This window comes from Microcoleus sp. AR_TQ3_B6 (assembly GCF_036702785.1).
GTDB lineage: Bacteria > Cyanobacteriota > Cyanobacteriia > Cyanobacteriales > Microcoleaceae > Microcoleus.
Genome location: NZ_JAUBVJ010000017.1, coordinates 15,543 through 40,504 on the forward strand (window position 1 = coordinate 15,543; position 24,962 = coordinate 40,504).

General features: G+C 44.2%; 15 protein-coding genes. 8 read left to right on the forward strand and 7 right to left on the reverse strand.

Going from position 1 to position 24,962, the window contains the following annotated elements; translation table 11 throughout:
• Positions 1 to 1,377: a response regulator gene (locus tag QUB56_RS11070; protein ID WP_332955195.1), complete on the reverse strand. Its 1,377-nt coding sequence runs from the start codon at positions 1,375 to 1,377 to the stop codon at positions 1 to 3.
• A gap of 20 nt (positions 1,378 to 1,397) precedes the next feature.
• Positions 1,398 to 4,214: an ATP-binding protein gene (locus QUB56_RS11075; RefSeq protein ID WP_332955196.1), complete on the reverse strand. Its 2,817-nt coding sequence runs from the start codon at positions 4,212 to 4,214 to the stop codon at positions 1,398 to 1,400.
• A 1,257-nt stretch (positions 4,215 to 5,471) separates the two neighbouring features.
• Between QUB56_RS11075 and QUB56_RS11080 the strand changes: the two genes are divergently transcribed.
• Entirely contained in the window at positions 5,472 to 5,642 is a 171-nt protein-coding gene (locus QUB56_RS11080; RefSeq protein WP_332955197.1) for a hypothetical protein, read from the forward strand.
• A gap of 272 nt (positions 5,643 to 5,914) precedes the next feature.
• On the opposite strand, the gene QUB56_RS11085 is transcribed toward QUB56_RS11080, so the two are convergent.
• Positions 5,915 to 7,288, reverse strand: coding sequence for a hypothetical protein (locus QUB56_RS11085; RefSeq protein ID WP_332955256.1), 1,374 nt, complete (start codon positions 7,286 to 7,288; stop codon positions 5,915 to 5,917).
• Positions 7,289 to 7,977: 689 nt separating this feature from the next.
• Here QUB56_RS11085 and QUB56_RS11090 point away from each other — a divergent pair.
• On the forward strand, positions 7,978 to 9,477 hold the full coding sequence (locus tag QUB56_RS11090) for a GUN4 domain-containing protein (protein WP_332955198.1): 1,500 nt from the start codon (positions 7,978 to 7,980) through the stop codon (positions 9,475 to 9,477).
• 778 nt (positions 9,478 to 10,255) lie between these two features.
• Positions 10,256 to 10,435: a hypothetical protein gene (locus tag QUB56_RS11095; RefSeq protein ID WP_332955199.1), complete on the forward strand. Its 180-nt coding sequence runs from the start codon at positions 10,256 to 10,258 to the stop codon at positions 10,433 to 10,435.
• A 113-nt stretch (positions 10,436 to 10,548) separates the two neighbouring features.
• On the opposite strand, the gene QUB56_RS11100 is transcribed toward QUB56_RS11095, so the two are convergent.
• The gene (locus QUB56_RS11100; protein WP_332955200.1) at positions 10,549 to 11,076 is read right to left on the reverse strand and encodes a P-loop NTPase family protein; all 528 of its coding nucleotides are present in this window, start codon (positions 11,074 to 11,076) and stop codon (positions 10,549 to 10,551) included.
• Between the two features lie 354 nt (positions 11,077 to 11,430).
• Here QUB56_RS11100 and QUB56_RS11105 point away from each other — a divergent pair, with 354 nt between their 5' ends.
• The 5 genes from QUB56_RS11105 (at position 11,431) to QUB56_RS11125 (ending at position 14,128) form a co-directional block, all read left to right on the forward strand.
• Positions 11,431 to 11,991, forward strand: a complete 561-nt coding sequence (locus QUB56_RS11105; RefSeq protein WP_332955201.1) for a nucleoside monophosphate kinase — start codon at positions 11,431 to 11,433, stop codon at positions 11,989 to 11,991.
• 137 nt (positions 11,992 to 12,128) lie between these two features.
• Entirely contained in the window at positions 12,129 to 12,848 is a 720-nt protein-coding gene (gene rph, locus QUB56_RS11110) for a ribonuclease PH (RefSeq protein ID WP_332955202.1), read from the forward strand.
• Between the two features lie 436 nt (positions 12,849 to 13,284).
• Entirely contained in the window at positions 13,285 to 13,509 is a 225-nt protein-coding gene (locus QUB56_RS11115) for a CopG family transcriptional regulator (protein ID WP_332955203.1), read from the forward strand.
• The gene (locus tag QUB56_RS11120; protein WP_332955204.1) at positions 13,496 to 13,834 is read left to right on the forward strand and encodes a type II toxin-antitoxin system PemK/MazF family toxin; all 339 of its coding nucleotides are present in this window, start codon (positions 13,496 to 13,498) and stop codon (positions 13,832 to 13,834) included. The genes QUB56_RS11115 and QUB56_RS11120 overlap by 14 nt, the downstream gene beginning before the upstream one ends.
• 105 nt (positions 13,835 to 13,939) lie before the next feature.
• Positions 13,940 to 14,128, forward strand: a complete 189-nt coding sequence (locus tag QUB56_RS11125; protein WP_332955205.1) for a hypothetical protein — start codon at positions 13,940 to 13,942, stop codon at positions 14,126 to 14,128.
• A 203-nt stretch (positions 14,129 to 14,331) separates the two neighbouring features.
• Here QUB56_RS11125 and QUB56_RS11130 read toward each other — a convergent pair whose 3' ends face one another.
• From QUB56_RS11130 to QUB56_RS11140, 3 genes are all read right to left on the reverse strand, one after another.
• Positions 14,332 to 14,976, reverse strand: coding sequence for a Uma2 family endonuclease (locus tag QUB56_RS11130; RefSeq protein ID WP_332955206.1), 645 nt, complete (start codon positions 14,974 to 14,976; stop codon positions 14,332 to 14,334).
• Positions 14,977 to 15,375: 399 nt separating this feature from the next.
• On the reverse strand, positions 15,376 to 17,556 hold the full coding sequence (locus QUB56_RS11135; protein WP_332955207.1) for an ATP-binding protein: 2,181 nt from the start codon (positions 17,554 to 17,556) through the stop codon (positions 15,376 to 15,378).
• A gap of 447 nt (positions 17,557 to 18,003) precedes the next feature.
• Positions 18,004 to 23,517, reverse strand: a complete 5,514-nt coding sequence (locus tag QUB56_RS11140; protein ID WP_332955208.1) for an AAA family ATPase — start codon at positions 23,515 to 23,517, stop codon at positions 18,004 to 18,006.
• Between the last annotated feature and the right edge of the window lie 1,445 nt (positions 23,518 to 24,962).

Genomic DNA, 24,962 nt, shown 5'->3' on the forward strand with positions numbered 1-24,962 from the left:
CTAATGCTCAATAGGAAGCTCAATTACAAACTCTACCCCCCCTTCGGGCAACGAAATGCAGCTCAGCTTACCACCATGTTTTTCTTCTACGATCTCACGGCTAATAGACAAACCTAAACCTGTTCCTTTACCCACCGATTTAGTAGTAAACATCGGCGTGAATAAATGCTGCATTACTTCCTCAGTTATGCCAACCCCATTATCAGCAATCCGAATCACCACTCTGTCACCCTCAAGCATTTCAGTGCCGATCCGAATCTGTGGACAGTGATTGCTCTGTTTCTTTTCCCCGCACAGCGGACAACTGATTGTATACTCTTCTAAAGCATCAATTGCATTCGCCAATATATTCATAAACACCTGATTGAGTTGCCCCGGATAACACTCAACTAGCGGCAATTTGCCATACTCTTTAATCACTGCAATTTCTGGCAAAGTTCCTTTAGCTTTTAGTCGATGCCCTAAAATTAATAAGGTACTATCTAGCCCCTCGTGAATATTCACTGGCGTTAGTGCCGATGTATCCAACCGAGAGAAATTACGCAGTGACAGAGAAAGATTGTAAAGTCGCTCTGTTCCTACGGCCATTGAATCAATAATTTTGGGCAAATCTTCAACAATAAAATCTAACTCAATCTCCAAGGACTTATCCTCAAATTCTGATGTCGAAGTAACGCTGTGCTGGCAAAGCCGAATCATCCCGATCAAATCGGCAATATATTCCTTGGCAATAGGGATATTATTGGAGATACAACTAACTGGATTGTTAATTTCGTGAGCCACCCCAGCTACAAGTTGACCAAGGCAAGCCATCTTTTCACTTTGAACCATTTGCACTTGAGCTTTTTTAAGATTATCCAAAGCTTGAGAAAGTTCAGCCGTTCGTTCTTCCACCCGTTTTTCTAACTCCTGCGCGAGCTGATGTAACGCTGTTTCTGCTGCAAGCCTGTCTTCAATTTCCCGTTTGAGAAGCAGATTTTGCTGTGCTAGAGTTTTAGTCAAAGAACGCAGTGTTAAATGGAGGTTGACGCGAGCTAACACCTCCTTTTGTTCAAAAGGCTTAGTAATGTAATCCACCGCCCCTAGATTAAAGCCTTTGACTTTATCTCCTATGTCAGAAAGAGCCGTCATAAAAATCACTGGAATTTCGTTCGTCAACCGACTTGCCTTCAGCCGATGACAGGTTTCAAATCCGTCAATTCCTGGCATCATCACATCTAACAGAATCAAATCAGGCTGACTGTATTCAGCCTGTTCGATGGCAGTTTCGCCATCAGTTGCTACCAATATCTCCCATCCAGGACCACCTAAGGCTTCAGAAAGCACGTCGAGATTGCTAGGGTTGTCATCGACGATTAAGATGGTGCTTGTTTCCATATTACTTACCTTCATTATTTTTATATTCTGTGGGATTTAATAAACTCTTTGATTTTTTTCATCTGATAGCCTTGGGCTAACTGGCGCAGCTCAATAGCAAAGGAAACAAATTGCTTATCCAATTTTTCTAGGTGCTCACTGCGCTCCACAATTCCTTTTACGTTGCCTCTCATAGCCAGTTCAAATAAAATTTCCATTTCTTCGGGCGGGGGAGCTATTAAAGAGGTCGATTCAGAAAGTGATGGAGGAGCAGAGTCAAGGGAAATAGTGCTGATTTCTTCCTGCTTTTTTTGGTCATATATCCATTCAATTTCTAAATATTTTTGCAACATCTCAAATAGCTCTTCTGCCTGCACTGGCTTACCGAGAAAATCGTTGGCTCCACCCTCCAAACTTTTATGTTGATCCGTGGCAAATACACTGGCAGATGAAGCAATGATTGGCACTTCTTTATAGTGTGGCAAATTTCGGATACGGCGCATCATCTCAAAGCCATCTAACACTGGCATCACCAAGTCAGTGATAATCATATCCAACTTAAACTCTTCTACTTTTTCTAAACCCTCTTGACCGTTTTTAGCTTCGATTACTTCAAATCCGAGGGGTGAGAGCAGATTGACAATGACTGAGAGATTTTCCCATTTGTCATCCACAACCAAAACTTTCTGCTTTCTACCTTGATAGCCTAGTAGCTTTCCTACCTGGGCAATCGTGGGTGTATTTGCCCAGTCTGCTGCTTCCGGTAAATCCAAATCTAGCCAAAAAATACTGCCGGATCCTGACTGACTTTTTACTTGAATTGTACTACCCATCATTTCGACAATTTTCTGGCTAATTGTTAAACCGAGTCCGGTGCCTTCCGCATGACGCTTGCTGTCTCCTACCTGTTCAAAAGGCAAAAATATTTTTTCTAATTGTTCTGGTGTCATACCAACGCCAGTATCTTCTATTTGAAAGCGAATTTTGTGAATTAGTAAGGCTGGCTTTGGCTCATTGCTTTGTAAGTTTTCACCTGTCCCCTTTTCCAGAGGTTCTATCTTAAAAGTCACCCCTCCCGAGTCGGTAAACTTAATTGCATTGCTCAGTAAGTTAATGAGTACCTGTCGCAAGCGTTTTTCGTCAGCATGGATGCCAGCAGGCAGTTCTGAACTGGGTTGATAAACAAAAGCAATTCCTTTTTGTTCGGCTCGGATGCGGCAGATTTCCGCGACTCCCTGCAAAAAGGAAGGAAAATGAAAATCTTTCGCGTACAGTTCCAATTTCTGGGCTTCAATTTTAGCGAGGTCTAAGATGTCATCGATCAGGGTTAGCAGGTGGGAGCCACACTGGTGAATGATACTGATGCCTTGGATCTCTTTCGGAGCCATCGTTTTCGATCGTTCTAGGATTTGAGCGTACCCTAAAATGCCATTGAGTGGCGTTCTCAATTCGTGACTCATATTCGCTAAAAATTCACTTTTAGCTTGGTTGGCAGTATCAGCGCTTTGTTTGGCTTCCGTGAGTTCGGCGGTGCGTTGTTCTACTCGGCTTTCTAGCTCTGCATTTGTTTTGGCTAGCGCCTTAAAGGATTCGCGCAACTGCTGGGCCATAAGGTTGAAAGACTGACCCAGAACTTCTAGTTCTTTTATGCCTTTTACCTGCACATTTTTCTCTAATTCTCCACTCGCAATTGCCCTAGAAGCTTCGCTCAAAAGGAGAATCTGACGGGTAATCCAGCCGGCGGTTAATATTCCTAAAACGGTAGCCACCGCCAAGGCTCCCAAACACAACAAAATGGTAGTCTGGGTATTGGCGTTAATTTGATCCATAAAATCCCTTTCAGGAATTACTACCACAATCAGCCAGTCCAAGCCTCGGCTATCGTGAAATGGCATGACTTGGAGGAATTGCCGCCGGCCGGCGAGAGTAAAATCTAATTGTTGAGAACTGTTAATTTTAGTGAGGTCGCCAAAGTGTTCTTTTAAATGCACTATTGTCAGCCGAATTAAATCATCTCTGCTGTCTAAAGCATTCAGGCGATGGATTTCACCATTCTTGGTAATAAATGGCTCTTTGAGATTTGAACTAGCTACTAGAAGTCCCGAAGGTTCTATAATGAATGTCTCTCCCGAACGTCCGATTTTTAAGCTGTGCAGGAAGTCACTGACGAAAGAGAGCAGAAAATTAGCAACTAATACTCCCCTTAGCTCGCCACTTGCGTCATACACTGGATGTCCGGCGGGGAGCGAGAGCATTTTTTGACCGACAATCGGAAAAATCTTACTCCATGTCGGCTTGCCTAAGCGTACACTATCTTTATACCAGGAACGAGTGAGTATATCATAGTTACGGGAGATTTGTAAGAGGTTTGTTTGATGGCCTTCGCTATCAGATTCATAGATATGAAGTTCATTCCGATGCTCTTTGTCTGCTATTTTAAAAATTACTTTGCCATCCTCTAGACGTTCAACGGCAATGAACTCTCCATTTTTGGTAGCCAAACCCATATTAGATATATAATTGAAGGCTTGTAGTTGCTCCCAAAAATAGCGCTCTGTACTCTCTAAGTCGTCTGGATTTAAGTATCCTAGTCGAATGGCATTGGCATTCAGTTGATTGACGCGAGGGGCTGTATCTAGGTATGTGTTTAGCTGCTGCTGGATGCGGGCCGTAATTTCACTCCGCAACTGGCTAGCAACTTCGTTGACTGCTTTTTGTCCGTTGCGTAAGGATAGCCAACCTGTCAGCCCGACGGCTGCAAAGATTTGCACAACGAATGGGAATACTAAAATCAGGCGCAGGGACACCTTTTTGTTAGAACGGTTTGATAAGAAAGTGGTTGCAGAGGTGTGTGACATGGATTTGTGTTACTCCTGGGGTAACGAGTTGGCTGAAAAATCTCAGTGGATTTAGTGCAATGAGGCGGAGGAAATATATATTGAAAAGCAATCTCTAATAGTTAGTGAAAATTTTTAGACAGTAACTTGCTTGAACAAGCATGGCTACTTACGTGTTTTTTCTGAGAGGTTTATAATTAGAACTGACTAAAGATGCTGACGCGCCTGTTTTTTTTCTAGCAGTTGTAAAGCTTTTTAGCCTTGAGGAAAGCAGTTAGCAATCATATCTAATAGATTACTTGGTTGAAAGATATTGGTAGTAGTTTTTAACTTTACTTTACAGATTGGCTCTTGAAAGTATAATTTCATCAAACTTCATATAAATTGATCTAATGTATGTCTAAAAAAATTGACCTCTTTCACTAAAAACATGACACGCCAGGCCGCTGAAAACCCTAAGGGCAGTCTAACTCAGTACCGCGCTCAAGATTTGATGCACAATCCTACAGATGACTCTCGTAGATAATGCCGATCGCACATGAAACTTTACAATTCCTGCAAGTTTCATTTGCAGGAGTTACAGCTGGGTAATGGCTAATTGCTGATAGCGGAAGAAAAAATAAGTAAAGCGGTGTGGCAGAGGGAATTATGACACAGGATAGGGGTTAGGGCTATTCTTTTAATTCTGGGAAACTATAGCCTTTCTCAGTAACATGAGGTACTATCTGGCATAAGGCATAGGCCTCCGCGGGCATAGGCCTCCGCGGGCATAGGACATAGAGCATACCTCACCACGCGATCGAACCGCTATATGTAAGCTTAATAGTGAATTTGGTATTATAGGTGAACACATTGCTGGCAAGGATTTTAAGGTTCTTCAAATCCTTGGGGCTAGGGTTTGTCATCAGTTGATGTCAAGGAAGGTAAAGTAGAGATACAACTGACTACAAGGATTCGATCGCAAGGAACAAGTCGCCGTTATGCCCGCTGGGGATGACGAGTGGGAAAGGATCAAAGATTTGTTGCCGGGAGGTGAAGGTTATGTGTGTGCGACATCCTGCCTAGAATCGGTTGTTCGTGGAAGCGGTGTTACACTAGATAAGATAATCCGTGGATTTTACCGTACATTACCGGATCTCAACTAAAAAAAGTTTTCTGCCCCAATAAAATATGATTGTTGTTGAAAGACATTAAGTAGACAGACAGCATCAATTTTTTAAACGGTTATATCGCTTATCCTTCCTGTTAAAAAACCTCTACAACCATGCTAACTATTGCATGAATCCACACTTTTTTCAGTCGGGGTCGAAGGCGGGATATGCTTTAAATCTCAAACAGTTATATGCGATCGTCAAACCCAAGGACGAGTATAAATCTTTACCACCAAAAGTTAGCAATCAACTTGTCAAATTTGCCCTCACCGGCAACCATCATCGGGTGCTGATTTAACCGCAAACTTTCAAATAAATTTTGAGAACTTAATTAGTGGGAATAACTCGCGGTTAAAGGCTGCAACGCAGGTTTCATCTCCGACGTGAACGCGCGGAGTTTTCACCAAGAGCGTTATAAAGCTGGCCACTTGATTGAGAACTTATGAAGCCAAACTCAAGCAGTATCGAGCCATTCCCACCTGCTGCCGACTTGCCCAAAGTCAACTTGGTGGGAACAATCTAATTCGCGGTTACTGCGTTACTGCGTTAGGGATCAACTGATGACAGGCCCTAACGCGGGGCTATGCGTTGCAGTTCTTTGGCTTGTTCTAAAATTTTCTCGAAGTCTTCTTCGCTCAACCGCTGAATGTAGTTGATTTTGAACTCTTCTAGGAAGTCGCACAGCAGCAGTTGTATTTCTTGCCCGGTTTGCTGCTGTTGCAGTTCGGTTGCTAAAGCTTGCCCGAAATGTTGGACTAGCTGGCTTGAGAGTTTCATGCCTATGGGGTCTTCGATGGCGATTTTGAAGGCTTCGTAGGCATCTTGGGGGCCGAGAGTGGCTAATTTTGACAGTTCTGCAACTAATTGCTCTGCTAGCTGTTCGGGCAGGTTTCCCAGGCCGGGTACTTGCTTCCATCCTTGATAGAGGGGGGATTGTTTGAGGAAGCTTTCAATATTGTACCGGAGGAGGGCTTCTAGGTCTGGCTGGAGTTGGGGGAGGACTTTGTAGACGGTTATTTGCACGAGATGGGTGGCGATCGCTTCTATTTCATTGATATTGTTGATGTCTAAATAGCGGTGTTTTTGGGATTGAAAGAGTTGACGAGTTAGTTCGCCTGTGGTAATTGATTGTTGCATCTGGTTGATGAGTTGAATTACTACTACTTCGGTCAATTCTTGGGCGAAGTTGGCGACGAAACCTCGACTGATTTGGGTGCGTATGGGTTGGAGATCCGGCATTTTGGCTTGGTGGATGCGAATTGTGACGGGTAATACTCGCAACAGGCGCCAGAATGGCAGCAGCAGGAAGATGTCGTACCATCGCCAGAGCATGGCCGACCGCCAACTGACGCTGCGGTGGCGGCGGCTGATCGAGTAGGTACGGGCTAGAAATTCGATCGCGAATATGGCAATAAATGGCAGGTCGATTTGCCAGAAGTTATCGGTGAATTCGCCGTTTTCTCCGATGGTGCGGTAATAGTTGGTGGCGATTAATGGCTTGATTTTGGCGTCAAACCACTGGATTTCTTTTTGCCAGCCTTGTTTGTTTAAATAGTCAGGGTTCCAGAATGTTTGGAATGATTGTTTAGCGGAGTCTTGCGGATTCGGAACCCGATCGCGCATCCGGTCTTTTATTTTTTCGAGGGTGCCACTTTTTGATGCTACTCGAAAGGGATCTTCGTCGATCATTTCCGCGCTCAGATTGTTTATTTCCTGCAATTTGGCTGCTACTTCGGGGGAGGGCAAGCCTGTTTGCACTACTTGAATTTTTAATTTTTCTAAGGTTTCTAGATATTTCTGGGTGTCTCGGTGGGGTTGAATTCCTTTAAATGGGTCGTATAATTGAGTGAGAACTGGCAGTTGCCGGAAGTAGAAATCTCGCCCTGGCACGTAACTTATGTCAAATAATACTAGGCTTAAATTTCCTAGGGCGACCAGTGCCATGAACCGCTCGAACCAGGGTACTTTTGGTGATTTTTTGGGGGAGTTTGGAGTTTGAGAGGGCTGTAGTTTTGGTGTCACTGGCGCTTCCTAATTAAGTAGACCGATCGAAATAGATGTAACTGGTAATAGCTGAAAAAAGGAAACAGGGAAAACTGGCTACTTGTCGGGGATCGCTCGGATTGCGATCGATCGAGCTAGTATTTATTTTAACGTGGGTTTGTTGGGGAGTTTTGGATTGTTGATTTTGCCTGGTTAGGTAAAAAATTATACTGCTAAAATATTAAAGTCGATCTAACTTGACGGAAGCCGCAGCTCTCGTTAGTCTGGTTCTCTCTGGCAATAAAATTATATCTCAGGGGGAATCCTAAGTTTTTTTTGGCGTTGCAGACCTAACTGGGCTGGTAATAAATTACTATTTCTGTTCGATCTAGTGGCTATTTGACCGCTAAATCAAATGTATTGCACGGATCGGACTCGCTTGGTTAGATTTGGACTTCGAGTTTGAGGTGAAACCCTCAAGAGAGTTATACTTGCTCAGGGGCAGTAGGGCGATCGCGCCCCCTTCGATCGCGAGGGTGGCTGCCGCCTCCGTAAGGTTCGAGGTCTCGCCTCTACAAAAACCAGCTCGCGATCGGACTCTTGAATAATATAAAACCCTGACTATAATTTTGTTCGCATTTTTTTAATATATGACATACTGCCTTAATCTCGATTGCCCAAGAGACAAGCGTCAGAACCCACCAGGCACAAAGTATTGTCTTAATTGTGGTTCAAAGCTGCTGCTAAAAGACCTTTATGCAGCAACTGAGCCGCTGCGCGACGGGGGATTTGGCAGGACTTTCCGAGCTATTAATCATGGCAAATTTGAGGAATTGTGCGTGATAAAACAGTTGTCACCCCCTCAAGAGTTTCAGCGGAAGCCCGGTCATTTTAAAAAATATGTTCGACTGTTTGAACAAGAGGCAAGGCGGTTATACGAACTGAAACACCCGCAAATTCCTCAGTTGATTTCTTATTTTGAGGAAGATGGACGCTTGTATTTGGTGCAAGAGTTTATTGATGGCAATAATTTAAAGGATGAGTTAGAAAAGTACGGTGCTTATAGCGAAAGTAAAACGAACGAACTGCTGTTAGATTTGTTGCCTTTGTTGAAGTTTGTTCACGACAGAAATGTAATTCACCGCGATATTAAGCCTGAAAATGTGATCCGCCGCTCTCGCGATCGTAAGTTAGTGCTGATAGATTTTGGGGTTTCCAAACAGGTAGTAGCTGCTGCTCCGACTAAAACTGGAACCAAGTTGGGAACTCCCGGCTACGCGGCTCTAGAACAGCGTCACGGTAGGGCTGTTCCTGCTAGCGACCTTTACAGTTTGGGGGTGACTTGCATTCGCTTGCTGACTTCTGTTATGCCTTATCTCGATATCTACGGGGACATTCACGATGACCTTTACGACCCGCTTGAAGGCCGCTGGCTTTGGAGGGAGGCTTTGCCGAAAGGAACAAAAATTAGCGATGAATTAGGTCAGGTTTTGGATAAGTTGATTCAGGAATATGTTAAAGACCGCTACAAGTCGGCTGTGGAAGTTTTGGAGGCTTTAAAACCTCCTGTTGTTGTTCTCCCAGGGCTGGACAAGTTGCAGCAGGCAACTGTTCTCAGTCCTTCTGTACCGACTCAACCGGTGGCTGAGTCTCCGGTAGTTTCTGAGAATTTAGAGTCGGAAAAAGGTATTGATTATTCTCACTTGGCAAGGCTGCTGGCTGCTAAAAATTGGCGGGGTGCTGATGAGGAAACTTCTGTGAAAATGCTGGAGGTGATGGAGCAAGTTTCACGGGGTTATTTGAGCGAGGAAGATATTAGGAAGTTTCCAGCTAAGGATTTGCAGACTATCGATAGACTTTGGGTGCGGCACAGTCACCGCAGATTCGGTTTTTCTGTGCAAAAGGCTTTGTGGGTAAAGTCGGGGGGAAAGGCTGGTGTTTATGATGCTACAGTTTGGGAGAAGTTTGGCGATCGAGTGGGCTGGCGGGTTAACGACCAGTGGGTATACTATACGGAGCTGAATTTTACTTCTAAGGCAAAGCCTGGACATTTGCCGGGGGGGACTGTTTTTGGGTGGGAAGGCGGGGTTTTGTGCGGTGTTTTGGGTTTGGGTGGGATCTGGTTTCTGCTGTCGCGGCGGGATTTGTAGGAAGCAGGAAGTTCGGCAATGGATTGTATAACGCATTTAGCGGATGGATGTTGAGGTTCGAGGGAAGAGGTTCGAGGTTCTACGCAAGAAGGAACAGGGAAGAATCGGGGAATAATGGCTCATCTGGCAATTATTTAAAGAGTTAACAAGTTTTTAAATTCTTTCTGTTCTCAATAAGCTGTGACGGCTTTGAATTGCATATTTCAATCAAGGGGTCAGTCGATTTTAGATTTGAGATTTTAGATTTTAGATTGAAGCATTGACCCCACGGATAAATACGTTAGGCAATTTTCATCGGATACAGGTTTTTTATTTCCCCGGTCCTGAGTCTGCTTTCGGAATGAATCCGGGGGCTTGTATCCTGGATGCTTTCGGTCAAAAGGGTCAAATTCTCTCCTCCTCTGCTTTTCTTCCTCTCTCCCGCGGACTTATACCAGTTTAAAAAAATAATGCAACTGTAGGCACGCTCGAAACCCATACAGAATAAGTCATTCCCAATTTTTCAATTATTTAATCTCAAATCGAAAATTGTATTACCTACAGACGCTGTAGATGGGTAGGAGCTGATTACAGGTTGCCGATCGTCAGCGATATGTCATGAGCGATATGTTATATATAAATAATGTACAAAAAACTCAGAAAATAAGATATAATCACAAACCATTTTTTTGTGATATGTTTTTAGAGAAGGGCAAGCGTACAAAGTCGCAGGCCAGTCCTGGTCCGTGGAAAAGCATGGGGACTGGCTTTGGCTCCAATTTAGCAAGGAGATATATCTATGTTGCAAGAAAAACGTCTCAAGCCGTGGACTGTAGTTCGCTCGCTCCCAAATGTGGAAAAGGTGGTTGTGGGTGAGTTTCGCAGTTGGTCTGATGCAGACGGTCACTTGAAAATTCTCAAGCGGATGGTTCCGGCGGATCGATTGACTGTTGTGTTCGATCCGGTAGTTCAAGCGTAATGTCGCTGGTAAATTGATCGGCCTGCGATCGCTCTTTGAGCTAAGCGAGATCCTCTTTTGTTAAATAAAAAATGCGATCGCTAAAAAGGATCTCGCAACTTGAATCATTTTCCTTAACTGCGGCGAATTTCAGTAATTTGGTCGGCAACATCCAAAATTATTTGGGGCATGGATGGCCCGGTAAAAATCATATCCAAATGATGCGGCTTGGTGTCAATCAATTCCACCACTTCAGCTTCGGGAATCAAGCCCAAATTCACCGCTAAACTCAATTCATCGAGAATAACTAGGGAATAACGGCCTTCGCGCACGGCATTTTGAACATACTGCCACAATTGTTCGATCGATTGCGTCTCAAGCTCATCTAAATCGGCCTTGTCAATGCAGCGGGGCAAATCGCACCGCACCCAATCTAAATTTTGCCCCAGCCGCACCGGATGCTGATGCCCTTGATTGATTCCCCCTTTGAGGAACTGCACCGCCAGCACCGGGGATCCCTGTCCTGCAATTCTGAGGGCCCCAGCCATGACACTGGTAAAAAAGCAGCGGTGCGGGCCTGTAAAGACTTGCACCAGCCCTTGAACTGTGTAGGGCAAGCTGTGGGTTAAATTGAGTTTAGGGGTTTGTAACTGAGCAACCATAGGGCAATATTTAATCAGCAACTAAGTCTTGAGTGCAGCTCCGACCTTGGCGCGGCTGAAGCCTGCTTGACAATATATAGTGTACTGGGCCGGGTGCACATCCGATCGAACGCTAGATATACAAGTTGTCAAAAGCTAGCGGCAGTGGCATTCGCAGTCGTTTGTTGGATTTTTGAACTCAAGCAAGCACTTAGGCAGAAACGGTTTTTTTACCAAAATACGGCGGGGATCGCCCCTGTTAGATAGTTAGAGGGTGAAAAAGCCAGGCGATGAGAGTCTTGGGAAGTCCAGGACTGTGAAGAAAAGGTACACATCGCGTAGAATTTGAATGTCGCGGCACTAGGAGCAGGGACTGTGAGATTGGTGATTCTGGGAGGGCCAGGAGCGGGAAAGGGAACTCAGGCTGAACTACTGTGCAGCAATTTGAGCCTTCCTCTGCTGGCTGTGGGAGACATTCTACGGGAGGCGATCGCAGAAGACACAGATTTAGGCAAGCTGGCGGTGTCTTATGTCGAAAGAGGGGAATTAGTTCCCGATGCAACTATGATTGAATTCTTTCGCCGCCGGCTGCTGCTGTGGGATGTCATTAATGGCTGGGTGTTGGAGGGATATCCGCGAACGGCTTTTCAAGCTGAGGAGTTGGATTTTTTGCTGGAGGATTTGGCTCAGCAGCTAGATTGGGCGATTTTGTTGAAAGTGCCGATCGAGGTTTTGCTGAGGCGATCGAGCGATCGGGCTCGATCGGATGACCACCCTGAAATTTTACAGCGTCGGCTCGATTTGTTCCACGAACGCACTATTCCTCTTTTAGAGTATTACGACTACCGCAACAAACTGTTAACTGTCAATGGGGACCAATCGCCTGAACAAGTCCAGCAGGATATTCTCAAATTGATCGAGGCTAAGGGCAAATAGTCAGACGATTTTAGATTTTAGATTTTAGATTTTAGATTGAATGACTGCATATTTAACGACTTTTAAAAAGCCGGAAGATTAAGGCAAATTTCCCTGTTTTTAATTCCCAATTACCCCTTACGAATCACCTAAATATTATGTCTTTCCAGCGTCCCGACGGCCGACAACCAAATCAACTTCGTCCAATTAGTTTCGATCGAGAGTTTACGAAATTTGCTAGCGGTTCCGTACTCGCAAAAAGTGGCGATACTCAGGTACTTTGCAGCGTGACAATTAAGCCGGGAGTGCCGAGATTTCTGGAGAATACCGGACAAGGTTGGCTGACAGCGGAATACCGAATGTTGCCTGGTTCTACGCCGCAGCGACAAGAACGGGAATTTATGAAGTTATCGGGACGCACTCAAGAGATTCAGCGGTTGATTGGGCGCAGTTTGCGATCGTGCTTGGATATGCGACTATTGGGAGAACGCACCATACTTGTGGATGCGGATGTTTTGCAAGCGGACGCGGGGACTCGCACGACTTCAATTACTGGCGGGTTTGTGGCTGTGGCTGATGCTTTGAACAAGTTGGTGCAAAAAGGTGAGTTAGTGCGATCGCCCATTATTCGTCAAGTGGCGGCGGTGTCTGTCGGACTTTTGGAAGGCGAGCCATTTTTAGATTTGAATTATCTTGAAGATGTGGCGGCTGAAATTGATTGTAATGTGGTAATGAATGGAGATTTGAATATCATCGAAATTCAGGGAACTGCCGAAGCCGGAAGTTTCAGCCGGAGTCAGTTAAATCAAATTTTGGATGTAGCAGAAACCGGGATTCAAGAATTGCTGGAGGCTCAGCGGCAGGCTTTAGTTCAGTAGTCATTAGTCAGCAGTCATTACTCATTAGTCTATTTTCAGCCACGAGCAAGGGATGAGAACAAATATGCAGAATAATCCTAGCCCTTCAGAATCGGTAAAACAAGTCATTTTTAATCACTGGTCATATCAAATCCGTTAGGATCGGAATAGTAAATTCGAGTTCACTTTTGACGGTTGACGGTTGACGGTTGACTGTTCACTGTCAACCGTCAACCGTCAACATCACGGACGGTGTAACCGGAAATGATATCATTTCTGGCTGAGGCGATGTTTGAACCGACAGCGCCAGGTTCAAGTCAGGCAACCTATTTTGTTAACACACCAGACAATCGGTGTTATCCCCTAGGGAATCGCCCTGTAATAGTATAATTTACTCTAGTTTACTGCTTGTGCTACAATTAAGTAAAAATCTTTGTAATTACTAATTGCTAAGATAATGCAAGCTGAAAAAATATCAATTTCCCTATCACAATCGCTAGTAAACTTTATTGAAAGCTACAAAATTGCTAAAGGATGCAACTCGCCCTCCCAAGTAATTGAATTAGCTTTGGAATTGCTGCGGAATCAAGAACTAGAATCTGCTTACCGGCAAGCATCCAGTGAATTAGACTCCGCTTGGGATCTAACACTTGCGGATGGATTGACAGATGAAACGTGGTAAAATTTACTACGCTAATCTAAGTCCTACCGTTGGTTCTGAGATAGATAAACGCCGTCCCGTATTGGTGGTGAGCAATGAGGCTAATAACCGTGCCGCCAATACAGTTACAATTCTACCAATTACCTCTAATGTAACCCGTGTCTACCCTTTCGAGGTCTTACTAAATCCAGAGGATAGCGGTTTATCCAAACCTTCTAAAGTACAAGCACAGCAAGTACGGACAATTTCTAAACAGCGAATCACCAGCGATGCAGTGGGAAGTTTGAGTGAGGAAATCATGCACTTGGTAAATGCTGCTCTCAAACTGCATTTAGATGTCGATTAACTGTGATATACAGGCGTTTTTTTGTGGCACGGGCGTCCCGCCTGTGCTACCCCAAGCTTTTAAGCTATAATAGTTGCGTAACGTCGAGGTAAGTAAAAAAGTAATATGGATCAAACTTCTACAGTTACAATTAGCAATACATCTTATCAAACCCTCGTAGAAATCTCTGCACTCTCAGGAAAACCAATCGAAACAGTTCTCGAACAAGCGATCGAACAATACCGAAGACAACAGTTTTTAGCAGCAGCCAACCAAGCTTATCTTGCCTTACGCGATCGCCCAGAAGCTTGGTAAGAAGAACTTGAAGAACGGGAAGCTTGGGATATCACTTTAGAGGATGGTTTGGAATGACATCCGCCAAACCATCACGGGGTGATATATGGCTGATTGACTTGAACCCAACACGAGATTAATGATGGTAGAAGAAAGACTGCGTATTCTTTTGAATTTATAGCTAAAAAATATTTTTTTAGCTTTCAGACAGATAAATATCCCTTTCATTCCCCTGACTGAATTTGACTCCTCACCCACTGCCTAAACCCTCGAATCATCGACGTTTCCCCCACATCTTTTTGCCTTTCCAAAAATCCCATAATCTCAGAGGTTGACAAAAAAGGAAAGTGAGGAGAAACCTCCCGCTCTACATATTCCTGACCTTCTAACTGATAGAATATTAAACGCGAACCGTCATAACGCCAAACCTCTGGCACGCCCAAACTTGCATACAATTCCAGGCGGTTAATAGAACTGCTAGTAATGTCAATCTCGATTACTAAATCCGGTGGCGGATCTTGATTCAAATTGATTTGATTGAGGCTGCGGACAATTTCCTCATTCTCAAGGTAGTAGCACTGATCCGGTTCTAATCCGCGTTCTAAATCCTCGCGCCTGCAAGTCAGAGAACCCAAGCTGCGAATTTCTACATTTAACTCTTCTGTTACTGTTTCTACAAAACGCCCTAAGATTTGTTTGTTCCCCTCATGGGGTGCTGATGGAGTCATAATTTCTAAAGTACCTCGATCGTAAGTTAAACGAATTCCCCGCTGTTGGGCTAGCTCGTTTACCAGAGATTCGTAAGTCTGCCAACTAATATTTTTCAGCACAACTCCCGGTTGTGGGGTTTGAATCAGGGTGGCTGTCATGGCTACCTGCTTGCTTTTTAGCTTATTTATTACATCTTAACCAAAACGCGGGTTCACCAACAATATCTGCCAACAATCTCCAATCTCAAAAACCCGCCCGGCAGGGATATTGTGGTCAATCGATCGGACATGACATTATTGACAATGCTGCAAGATGTGAGTTAAAACATAAAATTTCAACTAAAGTGACGGGTTTAGATTTTGTTATTAACAGTTTATATACAGCAGATTTCACCTTGATGAAGTACACCCGTCAAGCGATCGCGAGCTGTAGGGAAACGGCACTGCCGTGTCCTCTATATTTGCTCGGTTTCTGCGTCCAAAACTATATGTAACAGGCATTTAGTCAAATGGTTTAATAACGGCTGATACTTGGCCCTAGATAGCTTCGCTGACTTGTTAGGGGAGGGGAATTTGAATCACAAACTCAGTTCCCTCACCAGGAGTAGAGAAGCACTCCAGTTTACCCTGATGTTTTTCCGTGATAATTTGATAGCTGATCGACATTCCCATCCCTGTGCCTTTTCCAATCGGTTTGGTGGTGAAGAAGGGATTGAATATCTGTTGCTGAATGTCTGGGGGAATACCAGGCCCGTTATCCGCGATCGCAATTTGCACCCAGCGGCCATCAACCACCGAAGTCATAATTTTAATTTGATTGGGATTTGCCTGGATATCCTGAAACGTTCGACCAGCATTGCCATCTTCTAAAGCATCGATCGCATTGGTGAGAATATTCATAAACACCTGATTGAGTTGTCCGGCGTAGCATTCCACCAGCGGTAGAGAACCGTAGTCTTGGATCACCTCAATAGACGGTCGTTCCGGTCTATCTTTAAGCCGGTGTTGCAAAATCAGTAGGGTGCTGTTAATACCCTCATGAATATCGACTGCCTTAAACTCTGCTTCGTCGATCCGCGAAAAGTTTCGCAGCGACAGGACAATTTGGCGGATGCGATCGGTACCCATTTTCATCGAAGACAGCATTTTTGGCAGGTCTTCTTGCAAAAACTCCAGGTCGATTTCTTCCGCTGCGATTTGAATTTCGTCAGCAGGGTTAGGATAGTGCTGTTGATAAAGCTGCACGAACCCTAACAAATCTTGGGCGTATTCCTGTGTATGGACGAGGTTGCCGTGAATGAAGTTGACCGGGTTGTTAATTTCGTGGGCGACTCCCGCAACCAGTTGCCCCAAACTAGACATTTTTTCGCTCTGAATTATCTGTGATTGGGTGTGTTGCAACTCACTTAGGGCGTTTTTGAGTTCACCGGTGCGGTCTTCCACCCGGTCTTCTAATTCTGCATTACTTTTTTCTAAGGCCGTAAACGATTCGCGCAGTTGTCTTGCCATGTGGTTAAAGGAGTTGGCAAGGGCGTTGAGTTCTTGAATGCCGCTGTCTTCTACAGCTTGGTCGAAGTTGCCAGATCTTATTGCCTCACTCGCCCGATTCAGTCGCAGAATCGGACGCGCAATCCAGCCGGAGGTGAGAACGCCCATCCCACAAGCTACCCCCAATGCTGCTAAGCAGAGCCAGATTGTGGTGCGAGTATTGGCATCAATCTGTGCCATGAACTCGCTTTCTGGCACACTCACCACCACTAACCAATCCAATCCATATTGGTCGCGCCAGGGAGTGACTTGCACATAGTAGAGTTCTCCCTGAAAATCAAGTCGGAAATCCGTTTCTTTAGAAATGGATTGAAACCCTTTGAAGCGTTGCTGGATTTGTTTGGCAATTCCCTGCACTATGGGATTGCCACTGTCGATCGCCTTCAAACGCCGAATCTCGTCCTTGACAGTGGTAAAGGGTTGTTCTTTCGCAGAATTAGCAATCAACAGCCCATTTCGTTCCATGATGAAAACCTGCCCTGAGCTACTGACATCTATATTCCGCAAGAAATCGCTCAGCTTCAACAGATGGATATCGACTCCAACCATTCCTAGCAAGCGATTATTTGCGTCATAGATGGGGCGACCAGCGGAGGCAGCGATGTAGGGATAATTGGGATAATTTACGGTGACGATCCGCGACCAGATGGGTTTACCTGCTTTCACGGGTTCGGTGTACCAGGGTTCTTGGAAGTTGTCCCAATCATAAATAGTCACGACGTGAGTGCGATCGCCTTTGTTATCGGTGGCATAGTTGGTGACATTATTCGGGGGTTTGGGACTCCAATCATCAATCACGACGGTTTTGCCGTCGTAGCGTGCGGCTCCTACTCCCTCACCCGTGGTCAGCCCAATGCCGATGTAATTCAGGTCATAGGCCTGCATTTGGTGCCAGAAATACTTAGCGAGGGTTTGGCGATCGCGCACATCTAGCAATCCCATCCGAATCGCATCGGCGTTAATCCGAATCACTTGATGCGGAATAGATAAATAAGCATCCAGATGTTGATTCACCGTGCTGCAGGTTCGATCCATCAACTGCTCCGCCAGGTTGTTTACCGCTTTCTGTCCATTTTTGAACGACAAATATCCCACCAGACCGACTGCTCCAAAGATTTGCAAAACAAATGGCACGATCAGTATGAGCTGCAATCGGAGCGCCTTAGTTTTGCCGAATTGACGTATGTTCATGCTCAAAAATTACTTTTCTTTTAGTGGGATATACCTGATATCTTGCACCATTGTCAGCAACAGGCAAGATGCCTGTTCCACAAGAAAATTTATCTTTTATAAACAGGCATCTTGCCTGTTTATAAAAGGCTAATTGAGAATGGTGCAACCTATGAGATATACTATACATTTCCATCATGTTTATACACACAAAATTTAAGTTTTTTAAGTAAAAAAATGTCATTTTTTATGCTTTTCCTGAGCCTTGCCACCCGTGATGAAAACTGCTCAGTGCTGCTCCCAAAGGGATCTCGCCCTTTTGTCGAAACCCGATCGATCGGCTTTACTGCAGAGTTTTCGCCGAGCTTGAATTGCAAATTCAAAGTTTAGTAAACGTAAGGCGTGGCCGGATTGTTAATGGTTGCTACCTCTAATTGATTTGGGAATTTTGGTTGATAGTAGCGCCGATTACAAAACTTGCCGTGGGGCGATCGGAATTTCAATAATAAACTCGCTCCCCTCTCCGGGTGCAGAAACGCACGTCAATTTTCCGCCGTGAGAACTGACAACAATCGAGTGAGAAATAGACAATCCCAAACCAGTTCCCGAGCCCACCGGCTTAGTTGTAAAAAACGGATCGAAAATCTTGTGCAGCACCTCAGTTCTCATCCCCGGCCCGTTGTCGGCAATTCTAATTATGACAGACTTCCTGTCTGTCACCTCTGTAGAAATTGTAATAGTAGGCTGTTCCTGAGAGTTTTCCGGGCAATCTCTTGCTACGAGGAGAGCGTCGATCGCATTTGTCAAAATATTCATAAATACCTGATTCAACTGAGACGCATAACAAGTAATTAGTGGTAGCGTGCTGTAATTTTTTATCACCTCAATTCCCAAACGGCCGCCCTCTTTTCTCAGGCGCGGTTGCAGCAACATCACCGTACTGTCGATGCCATGATGGATATCTACCGACTTCATTTGCGCTTCATCGAGGCGCGAGAAATTCCGCAAGCTCAGCACAATGTCCCGGATTCTTTCCGCTCCTACTTTCATAGAATCCAGCAGCTTTTGCAAATCTTCGCTCAAAAATTCCAGCTCAATTGTTTCTATTTCCTCCAGGATTTCATCAGCAGGTTCGGGATAGTGTTCCTGGTAAAGCTCAATCAACTTTAGCAAGTCTCTAACGTATTCGCTAGCCGGATTGAGATTGCCGTAGATGAAACTTACAGGATTATTAATTTCGTGAGCTACACCAGCCACCATTTGACCCAAACTAGACATTTTTTCCGTTTGGATTAATTGAGCTTGAGTTAGTTTAAGCTCGCGCAAAGTTTGTTCTAAACGCTCGTTTTTTTCATTTAACTCCTGCGTCCGCTCTTGGACTTTCTGTTCCACCGAATTGTAAAGCAGAGCATTTTCCAAAGAAATAGCAACTTGGGAAGAAAGCAACCTTAAAACTTCCAATCTCTGGGGAGTAAATGCCCCGACAGTTAAATTGTTTTCTAAATAAAGAATACCAATCAGTTTACCTTGATTGATGATTGGAGTACACAAAATAGATTGGAGTTGATGTTTGGCGACGTAAGGATCGGCTGTAAATAGTCCCTCAGCCGCCGCATTGCTCAACACCAAATCCGAGCGAGTCCTTTCCACATAATTAATCACCGTCACAGGTAAATCCTGATAGCCTTCAACAGGCGTAAATTGCAGCACGGCTACATCTTCAGAAAATACTGACGCTTTAGCTAAAATCAACAGTTGACCATCTCTGACCAATATCAAAAAACCTAATTGAGCACCTGCATTTTCCAAGGATATTCTCATTAAAGAAGCCAGCAACTTATCGAGGACAATTTCGCTAGAAATCGCCAGAGATGCTTTCATTACCGTTGCTAAATCCAGCACTCTCGCATCGCTGCCAGTAGAACTATGAATAGTTGTTGTAGTTTGATTGTTTTTAAAACTTCCGTTGAGCGGCGTCATTTCCCGCAACTGCGGATACTTCTGTTCTAAATCTTCTACTTTCCGGACTGCACCCCAGCGCAAGTAGCACGAGTGAGCTTCGCGCAAGTGGATTTTGGCATATTGATACTTGCCTTTACTCAACCAAAACTTAGCTGCTAGTTCATTTGCCAGCGCTTCATTTTGGACAAACTCATTGTCTTGGGCTAAATTTATAGAGAAATCGTACAGTTCTACAGCTTCTGAATCTTTCTTGGAAATTCTGGCTATTTCTGCTTGTACTAAAAGGTACTTGTGCAGAAAATTTTCGGCACAGTTGTCTGCCCAAATTTTCATCTGTTTTTGGTTGGCTTCTAACTTTTCCCAATAGAGCTTTTGCTCGTCTTCTGAAACATTTGGGAAAACGGCGGCTAAAACTAGAGAAAAGAAAAAATTCCATTCGGTAGCGGGTATCGCTCCGGTAATAAAAGATAGCTGTTTTTCTACTTCCAAAGCTAGTTGTAGCGCTTCGTTGAAGTTGCCGTACCAGTACATTACCTGGCATTTGCGAATCTGATAAAGGCAGAGCGAGTACCAATTTTGATGAGCTTTACAGTTGTGCACGTATTCAGCTTCGCTGATATCTTCGCTTTCAAATACAAACTTTTCAAGAGTGAGTTTGCTCAAGTTTCGCAGGATTAACTCTACCCCTAATAATATATCGGTTACGAGCTGATTTTTGGTTTTTTGGCTGAACTGCAAATACCTGCTCGTGTCGGCCATAATTTGCGAGATTTCTTTACCTTGAAAAAATGAGTTAGCTATGCGGTTGGACAGGATATAACCCGCATACTCTAAATCTCCTGATTCTAAAGCTGCTTGATATCCTTCATTGCTGATTGCGTGAGAATCTTTGATGTGGTTGAACCAGTAATAAAACATACTGACCAGGGATGAACAAGCTCTGCACTTCAAGCCGATATTGCCCGATTTTTCGCTGAGATTCAGCGAGAGCAAGCCGAATTGATACGCAGCTTTGTAATCTCCAGAAACTGCGTTTAAGAACATACCGTAGCCAGCATAGCAAAGAGATGCTTCGGGTACTAAACCGTATTTAAGAGAAAGATTGACTCCTTTTAAAACGCTGACTTTCCACAAGTCTGGATTTTTGAGGTACGCGGATGTCAGCAAGTTTGTAATTAATTTGACTGCCACTTTTTTGTCTGGTACGGTCATTTCGGGGGCGTCAATCAGGGAAGGTATTTCTCTACCTGCCAAAAAATCTGTGGCTGCTGCAAATTCTTCGGATATGACTTTTTGTAGCCCGTCTAGCGGCAAGTCAATTCCGAGCAAGTTCAAAGCTTTGATTCCGGCTTTAACGGCTTCTTCGTACTTCGCCCGCAGGGTGTACTGCACGATCAGCAGGTTGTAAATTTCTACCTTTTCTAAGGGCGATCGCGCTTTTTCCAAAGTTATATTAATAAATTCTTCTGAGTTATCGAAATAACCGTTTAAATACTCAACATTTGCCCTCTCCATGTGCAAGGCAAAGGCTAAGTCGTAGTGGGAATTCCAAATATCGGCGGTCAAACCGTCCATACCTGCGGTCAAATACTGCAATGCTGAAACATAAGCGGTGGCGTCTTTTGCTCTGCGAGTTGCATCTAAATTCAGCGTGGCTAGTTCAATTAATTCGCGATCGTCTTTAATTAGCGATCGAGCTACATTCAAGTGATCGACTAATTCAAAAATTCTGTCAGCGCGATATTCAGCCGGAGTGTTTTCTAGGATTTGCCTGCCTATTTTCAGGTGAACTGCCTTTTTTTGCGAGTCGTCGATCAGAGCGTAAGCTGCTTGCTGTACCCGATCGTGCAAAAATTTATAATTCAGAATTAATAGCGGAAACAGCACGTAATCTAAGGACTTGCTTTCCAATTCCGAACTGGGTAGGATCAGTCCAGACTTGATCGCTGGCAACAGTTGAGAAAAAGTTTCCGACGCTTCTTTCTCATTAATTAAAGAAAGAGTATTTAAGTCAAATTCGTTGCCCAAACAAGCCACCAAACGCAAAACTTGCTGCGTTGAACTTGGCAGTTTTCTCAATTTTTGTACCATCAAATCTACTACATTGTCAGTGATAGCGCACTGCTCTATTTGAGTCATATCCCAATGCCAGCCGCCCTTGCTCCCCGACTGTGGCGGGTGAAAAACTAGCAAGTTTTCCTGATACAATGTTTGTAGGAATTGATTGACAAAAAAAGGATTGCCGTCTGTTTTGCTGACCACCAGTTCAGCTAAAGGTTTGACAGATTCTCGATCGCTGTGCAACGTCTCGGCAATCAAATGAGTTATGTTTTCCACCCCCAGCGGCGACAAAGCAATCTCATTAATGATAGCTTCCTGATTTCGCAGGGTCTCGACAGTCATCATTAAAGGATGAGTGGGACTAACTTCATTATCCCGATAAGCGCCAATTAAAAACAGATATTGCGTAGCTTCATCTGTCATCATCAATTCGATCAATTTGAGAGTAGCAGAATCAGCCCACTGCAAATCGTCGAGAAAAATTACCAGCGGATGTTCGGGCTGGCAAAATACGCGAATAAAATTTTGAAAGACTAAATTAAAGCGGTTCAGACATTCCGTCGGACCCAATTCAGCTACAGGAGACTGAGCTCCGACAATTAATTCAACTTCGGGAATGACATCAATAATAATTTGCCCGTTTTGACCGAAGGAAGTGCGGAGTTTTTCGCGCCAAACTGCTAATTGAGCCTCGCTTTCAGTTAACAGTTGCCGCACCAATTCCGAAAAAGCGCTAACAACCGCAGAGTAAGGAATAGTCCGCTTGTACTGGTCAAATTTTCCCCAAATAAAATAGCCGCGCCTGCGAGTAATAGGTTTTTCTAAAATTTTCACCATTGCAGATTTGCCAATGCCGGAATAACCAGCAATCAGCATCATCTCGCTGCGAGATTTATGCTGTCCTCTAGCGAACACTGACCGGGAACTTTCTTTTCTCGATTTGCTCTCTTTCTTGAGCACATAAAGTTGGGCAGGTTCGCTGCGGTAGGGTCGATTATTTGTTGCTGCTACCCGTTCAAATGCCGCTAAAAGAGTTTCAACTTCTCGCTGTCTGCCGTAAAGTTTTTGAGGGATTTGAAATTTTTCGGAAATATCTTGGGTGGCGAGAGGAAACTCGGAAATAACCCCAGATGTTTGCAACTGAAACAGGCAGGATTCCAAATCAGCTTTTAGTCCCCAAGCACTTTGATAGCGCTCCTCAGCAGTTTTTGCTAACAATTTCATCACAATATCTGAAACAGCTTGAGGAATTTCTGGAGCAATTTCAGCGAGAGGGACTGGTTGTTTGGCGATGTGACAGTGAACTAACTCCATAGGATCTGTAGTGGGAAAAGGGAGCTGTCCTGCCAGGATTTCATAGAAGGTGACGCCGAGGGAATAAAAGTCGGTTCGGTAATCGATTACCCGGTTCATTCTGCCGGTTTGCTCGGGCGACATATAGGCTAAAGTTCCTTCTAAAAAATTAGGATTTTTATTGGGAAATTTTTCCAGGTTTGATGCCGTTGAGATGCTAAAATCTATGAGTTTAACTTGTCCTGTAGCTGGATTAAAAACTATATTAGAGGGGTTAATATCTTTATGAATTACATTTTTGCCGTGAATTTCTCCCAAAGTTTCAGCCACTTTGATGGCCGTCGTCAGAAATCCTAGAATGGTAAATTTTTGGGAAGCCCTAAAAATTTTTAAAGATTCTCCCCCAAAATCTTCTAATATCATTGCCAGACTATTTCTCACCTGCTGCAACTTGTACACTTTAACAACTCCGTCCAGCAGGCTCAAGTTGGCAGTAATCTCATATTCGCGCTTGTATCTATTCAGTTCTTCAGGAGTCGGATAGTCTTCTTTGATAAGTTTGATAATAACAGGTTGGTTGTCCTGCTCGTTGTGGCCGCGGTAAACCAGGGAAGTGCTGCTTTCATAAATGAGAGCGAGAACTGCAACGCCGGGAATTGCCATCATAGTTGGGTTCTCTCAAATTAGGTGTGCTGGGTCAATTTTATAGGACTTACGCGCGGCGGGCTAGAAACCCGGTTTCTTCGTTGCTAGTCGTTGACGAACCCAGGATTTTATCGTATAAACCGGGTTTTTTTTCGTAAATCCTATGTTATTCTTCATTATCACTCAAGAGCTATCTTTTGGGATGTGTGGGAAGGCACGTCTTGACAGCAAAGAGCTGTTGCTGACAAAAGCCCCCTGGGGCTTTCGTCACCTTAGCAGTTAGGTTAACAAGAGCGCAAATACAGGATGTGTGGGACACTTTACTCTGACACTCGATCGCCATCCGGACAAATAAATTATTTCAGCTTCCAAGGAATTGCTGGATTTTAGCCGAGCGCCACCGCATTACGTGAAAATACGTAAGTGCTGCCAGATTTATTTTTTCCCGTGACAAGGTGCGAATTGCTGGTTCTAAAAAAACTGAGCTGCCAGATTTATTTTTTCCCGTGACAAGGCACGAATTGCTAGTTCTAAAAAAACTGAGCGGTGCAAGTTTTAACTGCAATTCGCGGCCGAGGCGCTGAGGGAAGTAATACCATTTTAGATTTGAGATTTTAGATTAAAGAATTGAAGAATGGGGAATGACTGATGACTATCAGGGTTGGGAACACGGGGAGAGAGTTGCATTCTTTCTTTAAACTGGTGCAATGGCGTTTTGCCGATCGTGCTGTGTGGCTTCGGGAGCCGTAATTTCCCTCAATTATGTCTGTTTGGGCGATCGATAAACAAGTCTAACTGATCGTTAGAACCCACTAATATCAACTCCGTTAGCCTCCCAATAGTAAATTCGAGTTCACTGTTGACGGTTGACGGTTGGCAGTGAACAGTGAACAGTCAACTGTCAACTGTCAACATCATTTCGATGTAACCGGAAATGATATAAATTTGACAAAAAATGTAGAATTATTGCACCTTGTCTGGTTCGCCGCAGCGAACCCTAGGGCGAGATAATTTGCCTAGCTGTGAAGAAATTTTTAGGAAAGATTAAGAATTATTGCCATAAAAGCTAGGTCAATTTGTTGGGATTACGAGCCAAATCTCAAGCAGGAAAGGCGTTTGAGGATTTACCAAATCTGTAAATCCTCAGAAAGTTACTATTTCTAAAGGATTCATCCGGTGAGAAAATCAGAAACAACCTTAAAATTTAGCAGTAATCGCCCGATCGGGCAATTCTCAACCAGCACCAGGAAAAATACCTGTCAGTCACTCAGCCCTAAAGGGACTGAGCTTGTGAGAGCGATCGAGCAAGCTGTACTGACGGGCCTAAGACCTTAGAGGTCTACGTTATTTGAGTCATGACACCCTGTGGATGCGAAGCTAGTCAAGAGTCCTGTCATCTGCAATTAAACAGTCTTAAAGTCACTGAGGCAGTGTTGCAGGTCTAAAAAGCTCTGATAACAAAGGCG

Excerpts from the sequence above, each read along its gene's own strand:
- QUB56_RS11070 (WP_332955195.1), bottom strand. The coding sequence starts at position 1,377 with ATGGAAACAAGCACCATCTTAATCGTCGATGACAACCCTAGCAATCTC.
- QUB56_RS11075 (WP_332955196.1), bottom strand. The coding sequence starts at position 4,214 with ATGTCACACACCTCTGCAACCACTTTCTTATCAAACCGTTCTAACAAA.
- QUB56_RS11080 (WP_332955197.1), top strand. The coding sequence starts at position 5,472 with ATGAATCCACACTTTTTTCAGTCGGGGTCGAAGGCGGGATATGCTTTA.
- QUB56_RS11085 (WP_332955256.1), bottom strand. The coding sequence starts at position 7,288 with ATGGCACTGGTCGCCCTAGGAAATTTAAGCCTAGTATTATTTGACATA.
- QUB56_RS11090 (WP_332955198.1), top strand. The coding sequence starts at position 7,978 with ATGACATACTGCCTTAATCTCGATTGCCCAAGAGACAAGCGTCAGAAC.
- QUB56_RS11095 (WP_332955199.1), top strand. The coding sequence starts at position 10,256 with ATGTTGCAAGAAAAACGTCTCAAGCCGTGGACTGTAGTTCGCTCGCTC.
- QUB56_RS11100 (WP_332955200.1), bottom strand. The coding sequence starts at position 11,076 with ATGGTTGCTCAGTTACAAACCCCTAAACTCAATTTAACCCACAGCTTG.
- rph (WP_332955202.1), top strand. The coding sequence starts at position 12,129 with ATGTCTTTCCAGCGTCCCGACGGCCGACAACCAAATCAACTTCGTCCA.
- QUB56_RS11115 (WP_332955203.1), top strand. The coding sequence starts at position 13,285 with ATGCAAGCTGAAAAAATATCAATTTCCCTATCACAATCGCTAGTAAAC.
- QUB56_RS11120 (WP_332955204.1), top strand. The coding sequence starts at position 13,496 with ATGAAACGTGGTAAAATTTACTACGCTAATCTAAGTCCTACCGTTGGT.
- QUB56_RS11125 (WP_332955205.1), top strand. The coding sequence starts at position 13,940 with ATGGATCAAACTTCTACAGTTACAATTAGCAATACATCTTATCAAACC.
- QUB56_RS11130 (WP_332955206.1), bottom strand. The coding sequence starts at position 14,976 with ATGACAGCCACCCTGATTCAAACCCCACAACCGGGAGTTGTGCTGAAA.
- QUB56_RS11135 (WP_332955207.1), bottom strand. The coding sequence starts at position 17,556 with ATGAACATACGTCAATTCGGCAAAACTAAGGCGCTCCGATTGCAGCTC.
- QUB56_RS11140 (WP_332955208.1), bottom strand. The coding sequence starts at position 23,517 with ATGATGGCAATTCCCGGCGTTGCAGTTCTCGCTCTCATTTATGAAAGC.